This window comes from Frankia sp. BMG5.23 (assembly GCF_000685765.2).
Classification (GTDB): Bacteria; Actinomycetota; Actinomycetes; order Frankiales; family Frankiaceae; genus Frankia; species Frankia casuarinae.
This window is the reverse complement of record NZ_JDWE01000091.1, coordinates 1-8,988: the sequence shown is the minus strand read 5'-3', so window position 1 is coordinate 8,988 and position 8,988 is coordinate 1. Positions and strand designations below refer to the sequence as shown.

Sequence of the window (8,988 nt, the reverse complement as noted above, 5' to 3'; positions counted from 1 at the left end):
GCGGCATCCAACTCCGCATAGGTCAACCGCACATCCTCACAGACCACCGCCACCGCATCAGGCCGCGCGACCACCTGCGCCTGAAACATCTCCGGTAGTGTCAGGTCCGCAGTACCAGGCATCGACGTCCCCGCCTCATCCGTCCGGTATCGAGTGGTGCGGCGAGACCTGCCGTCAGTCGGCGGTCTCGTACTCCGCCATCTCCGCGATGAGGCTCTTGGGCCGCATGTCCGTCCAGTTCTCCTCGATGAAGTCCAGGCACGCCTTTCTGGAGTCCTCACCGTGGACGATGGACCAGCCTCCTGGAACCTCGGCGAAGACCGGCCAGAGCGAATACTGGCCTTCGTCGTTGACGAGCACGAAATAGCTGGCGGACTCGTCCTCGAAGGGATTGGTCATGACCATTACCTCTCTCCGTCGGCGACCATTTGGGGATAACGACTCATCCCACTGTAAGGTAACCGACCCGTGACGGGCAGAGCAAGGCGGTACCCGGCCAGATGTCCGATTCAGCAGTTGGACATCCGGCCCTGAAAATGTCCACTCAGATTCGATGACCGAACGACACGCCTCGTCATCGTGCACGCCCCGTTCATAGGCTTCACCCGGCCAGCCGACCCATGGCCCCCGGTAACCGGCTCACCCCGGTAACCGGCTCGGTGCGGTAACCGACTCAGTGCGGTAACCGACTCAGCGCGGCGGGTTGGCCTGCGACTCCACGAAGCCGACCAGCCGCGCGATGCCCTCCTCGATGTCGAAGCGGGTCAGGTAGCTGGTGGACAGCCGGATGCTGTGGTCGCCGCCGCCCTTCGGATAGAAGTAGGACATCGGCGTCCAGATAACCCCGAAGTCCTGCGCCGAACGGGTCAGCGCGGCATTGTCGGCACGGAACGGCACCCGCATGGTCAGGAAGAATCCGCCGCGGGGTGAGTTCCAGCTCACCCCGCGCTCGGCCCGCCGCTCGGCCGGCAGGTGCTTGTCCAGGCACTGCAGCATGGCGCGCATGGTGTCGCCGTAGTAGGCCGAGGTCTCGCCGTTCAGCTCGGAGATCCGGCCGTCGGCGGCGAGCAGGGCCCCGGCGATGGCGGCCTGGCTGAGCGGCGAGGTGTTCACCGTGACCATGCTCTTGATCTTGGCGAGGTCGTCGGCCAGCAGCCCGGTCCCTCCGGAGGCGTCCCGCACCACCTGGTCGGCGACCGCGAATCCGACGCGGGCCCCCGGGAAGACCGTCTTGGAGTAGGAGCCGAGGTGGATCACCCGGCGCGCCGGATCGAGCGACTTCAGCGTCGGCACCTGCGGGCCCGGGCTGACCAGCCGGTACGGGCTGTCCTCAAGGATCAGCAGGTCAAGGCGTACGGCCAGGTCGAGCAGCGCCCGCCGGGCCGGCAGCGGCATGGTCACCCCGGAGGGGTTGGAGTGGTCGGGGACCACGTAGACGGCCCTGACCCGGCGCCCGCGCGCCCGCTCGGCCGCGACCGCGGCCGCCAGATCGGCGCAGTGCAGCCCGTCCGCCCGTTCCTCGACCGGGGTCACCTCGATGTCCAACAGCCGGGCCGCGCCGGTGATCCCCACGTAGCACGGGCTGGAGACGACCAGCACGTCGCCCGGGTCCCGCATGAGCGCCCGCAGCGCCAGGAACATCGCCTCCTGGCAGCCGACCGTGACCACGATGGACTCCGGCGGCACGTCGATGCCCTCGTCCACCCGGAGTGATTCGGCGATCAGCTTCCGGATCTGTCCGGCGGACGGGCCGTACTGGAACAGGGCGTCGCGGATCTGAGCTGGCGAGTCGCCCCGCTCGGCCAGGTGATCGAGATAACGCCGCACCTGCGTGAAGATCTGCTCGATGTCGAAGAAGCCGTCATAGGGCCGTCCAGGAGCGAACGAGATCGCCGTGGGGAAACGCACGGTGACCTCGTTGAGAAAGTTCATCGTGTCCATGACGGGATCGGCGACGCTGGAGTGCAGGTCTTCCTTGCGCAGGTCTTCCTTGCGCGGGTAATGGGTTGTCTCCATCAGCTGTCCTCCACTTTCTGTGGATCGGGGATGCGACCGTGCCCGACCCGGCCGCGGACCAGCAGATCGGTGACGGCGGTGTTCCCCTCGGACCGCAGCGCCGAGGCCGTACGTGCCAGATCCCGCGCCACCTCGTCGAGCACGTCGGCGATCGGATGGGCGTTGGCCGACATGATGCCGAGCCACAGCCGAGGGTCGCCCGCCGCGATCCGGGTGACGTCGCGCGCACCCTGCCCGGTCAGCCTCATGATTGTCTCCGGGGTGTCCACGAAGCGGGCCGCCATCGCCGAGGCCACCACGTGCGGGGCGTGCGAGATCACCGCCATCGCCCGGTCGTGCTCGGCGGGATCCATCAGGACCGGCCGCGCGCCGCAGGCCCGCACCAGCGCGGTCACCGTGGCGGCGGCGGCCGCGCCGGACTCGCCGGTGGGGCACAGTACCCAGGACCGGCCGCGGAACAGGCCGGCCCGGGCGGCCAGCGGCCCTGACCATTCCCTGCCGCCCAGGGGGTGGCCTCCGACGAAGGCCGTGAGGTCGCAGCCCAGCTTGGCAGCCTCGGCGATCGGCGCCTGCTTGACGCTGGCCACGTCGGTGTACACGTGGGCCACCTGGTGCTTCTGCGCGTCCCGCAGGGCGGCAGGCACGGCGGCGGGCGGTACGGCCAGCACCGCGAGGTCGGCGGGAGCGCCCCGGTAGGCGGCGGGTCCACCGGGTAGCACCACCCCGGCGCCGAGGCCCGCGGCGAGCCGCGCCGCCGCCGGATCGCGGTCGGTCAGCAGCACGTCGGCGCCGTGGTCGCGTACGGCCAGGGCGATCGAGGTGCCGATTAATCCGGCGCCGATGACGATGAGGCGCCGGGGCACGAGATCAGCTCCCACCTGCTCACTCCCCCAAGGCCGAGGTCAGGCGCTCTCGGCGGCCCGTTGGCGTTCGACGGCCTCGTACAGGGCCTTGATGTTGTTGCTGCCGAACGTGTGGGCGCCGCGGCGGTCGATCAGCTCGTGGAAAAAGGTCCGCCTGGGGTGCCGGGACGCGGTGAAGATCTGCAGCATGACGCCGCCGTGGTCGCGATCGGCCAGGATATTGAGCTCACGCAGCGTCTCCACCGGGACGCCGACCGGGCCGAGCCGCGCCGGCAGCGCCTCGTAGTAGCTCGCCGGGGTGGTGAGGAACCGCACCCCGCGCTTCGCGCTGTCCCGGACCGCCGCCGTGATGTCGTCGGTGCGGAACGCGATGTGCTGGATTCCCGCCCCGCCGTGCGAGCGGACGAACTCGTCGATCTGGCCGGGGGCGCGGGTGGTGTCCGGTTCGATGATGGTGAAGGTGACCTTGCCGGACGGGCTGCGCACCACCTGGGAGTCCATGGCCTGAGAGCCGACCACGATGCGCTCCTCGAAGGTCCGGGTGAAGCCGAACACGTCCCGATAGGCGCGTACGGTCGGGTGCAGTTCGCCGGCGGGCAGGCAGACCGCGACGTGGTCGATGGCCCTGAGCAGGCCTTCGTTGGAGCGGTCTGGGACGGTCTCCTCGATGAGGCCGGGCGAGAAGGGCCCCTCGACCGCCTCCCGGGAGGTGAAGCGGTGCTCCACGTCGCCGAACCCGGCCACCGACGCGAAGGTCACGCGGCCGCCCGGCGTTCCCAGGGTCTCGGGCGGCGTGACCGGCACCGCTCCACGATTCACCGCCTCGGCGAACGCGGCCTGCGCCTGGTCGACGGCGAAGCCGATGACCGCCACTCCGTCGCCGTGCCGACGGACGAACTCGGCGGCGCGGTGGTCGGAGCTGGTCGCGGCGGTGACGACGACAGTGATGTCGCACTGCCGCAGCAGCACCGACTCGCAGCCCTTGAGCCCGGTGCGCGGCCCGCCTCGGCCGGTGACGGTGAAACCGAAGGAATCGCACAGTTCGGCCGCAGCCTGCGCGGCGTCCTCGACGAACAGCTCAATGTGGTCGATCGAATGAATGTCCATTCTTGCCCCTCCGTTCGTTGCGCCTCGACGCGCTTTCCACCCCAGCCCGCTGGTTAACCGGAATGACGCCCACCCCCGATTACGGATTCTTTTCTCCTGGACGACGCACCAGCGGTGGGCGGCGGACGGCGCGGGCTCAGCGGCCAGCCCATTCTGGGTCGCGTTTCTCGACGAACGCTCGGACCCCTTCCGCGGAGTCCAGGCTGTGCCGGCGCCGCTCTTCCCAGTGGTATCGGGCGGAGAATGCCTCCGGCAGCGGCATGTCGAGAGATCTGAGCACCACTTCCTTGATGGCGCGAACCGAGAGGGGGGCGCTTCTGATGATGTCGTCGGTCCACTCGGCGACGCAGCCGTCCAGCTCCGGGTAGGAAACCACGTCGTTGACCAGGCCGAACCGCAGTGCCGTCGCGGCGGTCATCCGGCGACCGGTGAGCAGATACCCCATCGCGGTCTTCAGCGGAAGCTGCCGGGCCAGCCGGAACGCGCCGCCGGCCCCGGGGATCAGGCCGAGCCGCGCCTCCGGCAGCCCGAAGACCGCGTGCTCGGCGGCGACGATGAGGTCGCAGGCCAGGGCCAGCTCGAACCCGCCACCCAGCGCGTACCCGTTGACCCGCGCGATCACCGGCTTGGACAGGGTGAAGCGCTCGGTAAGCCGGGGCCAGCCGGGCTGACCCCGGCTACCGAGGGAGGTGGCGGGCGTGCCTCGCTCGGTGAGCTCTGCCCGCTCCTTGAGGTCCTGGCCGACCGAGAAGGCCCGGTCGCCCGCGCCGGTCAGCACCGCCACCCACACCTCATCGTCGGCCTCCACGTCGTTCCAGATCGCGGCGAGCTCCTGGTGAGTCCGCTGGTCCAGCGCGTTGAACACCTCAGGCCGGTCGATCATGATGCTGGCCACGTGGCCCTTCTTCGCATAGCGCACCCGCGGCTCGTTCATGCGAGGCTCCCGGCGAATCGGCCGACCTTGTCGATGACATCCTGATCATGAAGCCGCAGCGCCTGCTGCAGCACGAACTCGGCCACGAAGCGGCGGAACTCCGCCACAGGTTCCTCGGCGAGGTTCAGCATCCGCCGGTTGGCGACCACCGCCGGCCCGTCGAGCCGGGCCACGCTCCGGTCGACGGCGGCGTCCAGCTCGTGCGGCTCGACGACCTCGTCGAGCACGCACCGGGCCGCGGGCTCGGTCGCCCAGATGCGGCGGCCGCCCAGGATGACCTGGCGGGCCAGCCGTGGCCCGGCGCACCGGCTGAGCCGCAGCGCCGAGACCCCGGGAATGATGCCCTCCCGCGTGGCCGGAAGGCTGAAGTAGGAGTCGGCCGCGGCCAGGACATGATCGAACACCAGCAGGAGCTGGGCCCCGCCGCCGATGGCAAAGGTGTCCACGGCGGCCACCCACGGCTTCTCGATCACGCCACCGCGCCAGGTCGCCCCCTCTCCGGCGACCAGACCTCTAACGATCTTGCTGATGTAGCCGAGCTCGCGACGCAGCAGGAACCCGACCAGCGAGATCTCCCCGGCGTGCAGGCGCTTGAGGTTGATGCCCACGCTGAACACCCGCCGGCCCCGGTAGCGCGGATGGCTCATCTCCCCGCCGCGCAGCAGCCCCACCCGGACGGCCGGGTCGAGCAGGGCCAGGTCGACGACGGTCTCCATGTCCTCGACCTGCTGCTCGTCCTCGGCGTTCAGGCAGTCGTCGCGGCACATGGTGAGGTGGGCCACCCCGTCGCGCCGGTCCAGGCGTACCGTCTCCAGCCGCAGCGAACCGGTGCGGCGGAACTCGGGCAGCAGCGCCAGCGCGCGCGGGGTCGGGTGCAGCATCGAGTCGAGCAGGTGCGGACCGGACAGCGGCGAGCGCAGCACCGCCCGCAGGAAGATGCCCTGGTCGATCTCGCGCCCTTCCTTGTTTCTCTGCGGCCGCTCGCGTTCCACGGCGAGTTGCCCGGTGGTGGGCACCAGGCCGGGGACCGCGGTCGCGGCGGCCTCGACCAGCTCACCGAGCCGCAGCCTGATGGTGCGGCCAGCCGTGAGCCGGTCGTACACCTGGTCGGCATGCGCGTCCATGAACCGGACCCGCAGCAGGCGGATCCCGTCCACCACGGCGGCGGCCTCGGCCCGCTGCTCGGGTGAGCGCACCGCGGGCTCGGGCAACGCGGCGAGCCGTTCCTCGGCGCGCTCGGCCGCCTCGGCCAGAGCCTTCTCCGCCCGCTGCGGGGCGGCGACCCCGGCCGTCATGATGCCGCCCCGCGGCGCAGCGCACGGTCGTAGGCGGCCAGGTGGGCACCGAGCGCTTCCTCGAAGCTCGTGGTGCTCGCATCGAACATCAGCTGCCGTCTGATCGCCAGCTCCCGCCCGGGGAAGGCTTCCACCGGCACGCCCTCCGGATCGTCGGACAGTTCGTCGAGCAGCCCGAGCCGCAGCGCCTCGACGGCGTCGATCGGCGCGCCGAACATCACTGCCCGGCGAGCCGCGGCGGTCCCTACCTGCTGGACGAGCCGGTAGAGGGCCATCCCGGGCCAGGTGGCCCCGCCGTCGGTCATGACGAGCAGCCGAGTGCCGGGGGTGGCCAGGCGCACGTCGGTGGCCAGGAGTACGTCGAGTGCCGTCCCGCCGCAGTCCCCCGAGGCGATGGCGACCGTCGTCGCGGACTGCCGCTCCAGCCGGCGCAGTGCCCGCTCCCACTTGGTCACGAGACCGACGGTCAGGTCCTCGGGCACCCCGCCGCGCGGGGCGCCCGACACGTGGGCGACCAGGGCTGCGGTCCCGCCGGAGTCCTCCACCCGGTCGCAGACCTCGGCGACCCGGCGGACCGACTCGGCCGACAACGGCTGGGCGCCGTCGATCCTCAGCACGATCTCCTTCGCCCTCACCATTGGACCAACGCCATCTCGATGGTGGAGCCGGGCCCCATGGCCATCAGCACCCCGTGGTCACCGGGACGGGTAACGCCCTCCTGGCACAGCCGCTCATAGGAGAACAGGAAGGAGCCGCTGGACACGTTCCCGTAGTCACGCAGGACTCCGGTGGTGTGCCGGACGTCGTGGCGGGTGAGCCCGAGATTGACCACGACCGCGTCGATGACTTTCTTCCCGCCCGAGTGCACCAGCCAGTAGGCGATGTCGCTGCGCCGCAGGCCGGTGCCCGCCAGCAGCCGGTCGGCGACCAGCTCGGCGTGCGCGCCCACCACGTAGGGGATCTGCGGGTCGAGGAAGAAGCTGAACCGTCCCTGGTCGCGGTCCCAGTCGTAGCGCATGGCGTCGATCGCGTCGGTGATGACGCAGCTCGCGAACTTCAGAATGCGCGCCCCCGGACCTGGCGTGCCGGCGACCATGGCCACCGCGGCGGCACCGTCGCCGAACAAGCTGTTGACCACGGCCGTGCGCATCGTGGAGTCCAGCGCGTACGCCGCCGAGCACGCCTCGACGCACAGCACGACGGAGAGCTCTCCCGGGTGCGCCGCCGACCAGCCGGCCACCACGTTGAGCGCGTTCAGGCCCGCGTTGCAGCCCATGCCGACGATGTCGCTGCGGCTGCAGTGCCGGTCGATGCCCAGCTCGCGGATGATCAGTGCGCTGAGCCCCGGGACGAGGAATCCGGTCGAGGTCACGCAGCACAGATGGCCCAAGTCGGCCAGCTCGGCGCCGGCGTCCTTCAGACAGGCGGTGAGGGCCTCGATCCCCATGCCGACTGCGAGCCGCTTGTGCTTGTCCAGCAGGTCGCCCTGCGGCTCGCAGACCCGGCGGCCGGCAGCGTCGGCCGGGGGCAAGGTGAGGTGGCGCCGATCGATCGCGCTGTTGAGGAAGACCGAGCGGACCCTGGGATCCGTCACGCCCAGGATGTCGAGCAGCTCCCGCTGGGTGTACGACGTGGCGGTCACGGCGGTCCCGACACCCGCGATCCTGGCGATCGGCCGGACGTGCGGGAGCGCTGCGGCCGGGGGCTCCGGCCGGTCGAGGCTGATGGTCATCGGAAGGTCCATCCCCACATGCGCGGCTTGCTACGGAGGAGCGGTCGAATGCTTGTCGTCGGCACCTTTCTCACCTCTCGTGTCGTGCCAGCTTCTCGGTGATCACCCGTGCGATCTCCGCGAGATGTTCTGCCTGCATGAGCTCCTGGTGGGCTCCTGAGATTTCGTGACCGTCGATCCGCCCGTCGACGTAGGGCCGCCACAGGGTGGGCGCCTCGGCTGCGGGCTGGGAGGGCAACCGGTCAAGCAGCGCGACGAACAGCAGCAGGTCGCCGTGCAGGACATCCGGAGTGAACTCCGCGCCCAGCCTCATGGTGTTGTCGAGCACCGAGCGGATCCTGCGCAGCCGCTCGCCGTCGACGTCCCCGCGGCCGACGTCCCCACGGCCGACGACCTGCTCGATCATCCGGTCCAGCCGCTGGTCCATCTTCCCGCGGACCTTCGGCATGACCTCCCGGCCGTCCTCCGGCCGGCTCCGTACGGCGGTGGAGGCGGGATAGCCGTCGAGAATCGCCAGGAGGCCGACCTGCTCGCCCCGTGCCTGGATGTGGGTGGCGAGGGCATGGGCGACCACCCCGCCCAGCGACCAGCCGAGCAGGTGGTAGGGGCCGGTGGGCTGGACGGATCGGATCCGTTCGAAGTAGTCGGCCGCCATGTCCGCCACGGTCCGCGGCAACGGCTCGGTCCGGGCCAGGCCTCGTGCCTGGAGGCCGTAGATGGGCAGGTCAGCGGGCAGGTGGTCGGCCAGGCCCGTGTAGCGCCAACTGATGCCCTCCACCGGGTGGACGCAGAACAGCGCGGGCCGGGTCCCCTCGGTGCGGATCGGCAGCAGGACGTCGAAGTCGTCGTCCTCGCCGCGGGTCTCCAGGGATGCCGCGACACCGGCCGGGGTGGGCTCGGCGAACAGCGTGCGGACGTTCAACTCGGTGCCCAGCACCTCCCGGATGCGAGCGATCAGCCGCATGGCCAGCAGCGAGTCGCCGCCGAGGTCGAAGAAGCCGTCGTCGGCCCCGACCCGCGCCAGGTCCAGGACCTCGGCGA

At 70.6% G+C, this 8,988-nt stretch carries 9 protein-coding genes; all 9 read right to left on the bottom strand.

The window, feature by feature from the left end; translation table 11 throughout:
• Positions 1-174 precede the first annotated feature (174 nt).
• Complete coding sequence (locus BMG523DRAFT_RS21010; RefSeq protein ID WP_035734592.1) at positions 175-399, bottom strand: MbtH family protein; 225 nt, start codon at positions 397-399, stop codon at positions 175-177.
• 291 nt (positions 400-690) lie between these two features.
• Entirely contained in the window at positions 691-2,016 is a 1,326-nt protein-coding gene (locus tag BMG523DRAFT_RS21005; RefSeq protein ID WP_011436864.1) for a PLP-dependent aminotransferase family protein, read from the bottom strand.
• Positions 2,016-2,894, bottom strand: coding sequence for a prephenate dehydrogenase (locus BMG523DRAFT_RS21000; protein ID WP_011436865.1), 879 nt, complete (start codon positions 2,892-2,894; stop codon positions 2,016-2,018). Before BMG523DRAFT_RS21000 ends, BMG523DRAFT_RS21005 begins: the two co-directional genes overlap by 1 nt.
• A gap of 24 nt (positions 2,895-2,918) precedes the next feature.
• Positions 2,919-3,986, bottom strand: a complete 1,068-nt coding sequence (gene hppD, locus BMG523DRAFT_RS20995; RefSeq protein ID WP_011436866.1) for a 4-hydroxyphenylpyruvate dioxygenase — start codon at positions 3,984-3,986, stop codon at positions 2,919-2,921.
• Positions 3,987-4,122: 136 nt separating this feature from the next.
• Positions 4,123-4,920 carry an enoyl-CoA-hydratase DpgD gene (dpgD, locus tag BMG523DRAFT_RS20990; protein ID WP_011436867.1) on the bottom strand — a complete coding sequence of 266 codons (798 nt, stop codon included), beginning with the start codon at positions 4,918-4,920 and terminating at the stop codon, positions 4,123-4,125.
• Positions 4,917-6,215: a (3,5-dihydroxyphenyl)acetyl-CoA 1,2-dioxygenase DpgC gene (gene dpgC / locus BMG523DRAFT_RS20985; protein WP_011436868.1), complete on the bottom strand. Its 1,299-nt coding sequence runs from the start codon at positions 6,213-6,215 to the stop codon at positions 4,917-4,919. The genes dpgD and dpgC overlap by 4 nt, the downstream gene beginning before the upstream one ends.
• Complete coding sequence (gene dpgB / locus BMG523DRAFT_RS20980) at positions 6,212-6,853, bottom strand: enoyl-CoA-hydratase DpgB (protein ID WP_011436869.1); 642 nt, start codon at positions 6,851-6,853, stop codon at positions 6,212-6,214. Before dpgB ends, dpgC begins: the two co-directional genes overlap by 4 nt.
• Positions 6,847-7,947, bottom strand: a complete 1,101-nt coding sequence (dpgA, locus tag BMG523DRAFT_RS20975) for a 3,5-dihydroxyphenylacetyl-CoA synthase DpgA (RefSeq protein WP_011436870.1) — start codon at positions 7,945-7,947, stop codon at positions 6,847-6,849. The genes dpgB and dpgA overlap by 7 nt, the downstream gene beginning before the upstream one ends.
• 70 nt (positions 7,948-8,017) lie before the next feature.
• Positions 8,018-8,988, bottom strand: a 971-nt coding sequence (locus BMG523DRAFT_RS20970) for an alpha/beta fold hydrolase (protein WP_043592122.1), incomplete at its 5' end; no start/stop codon positions are given.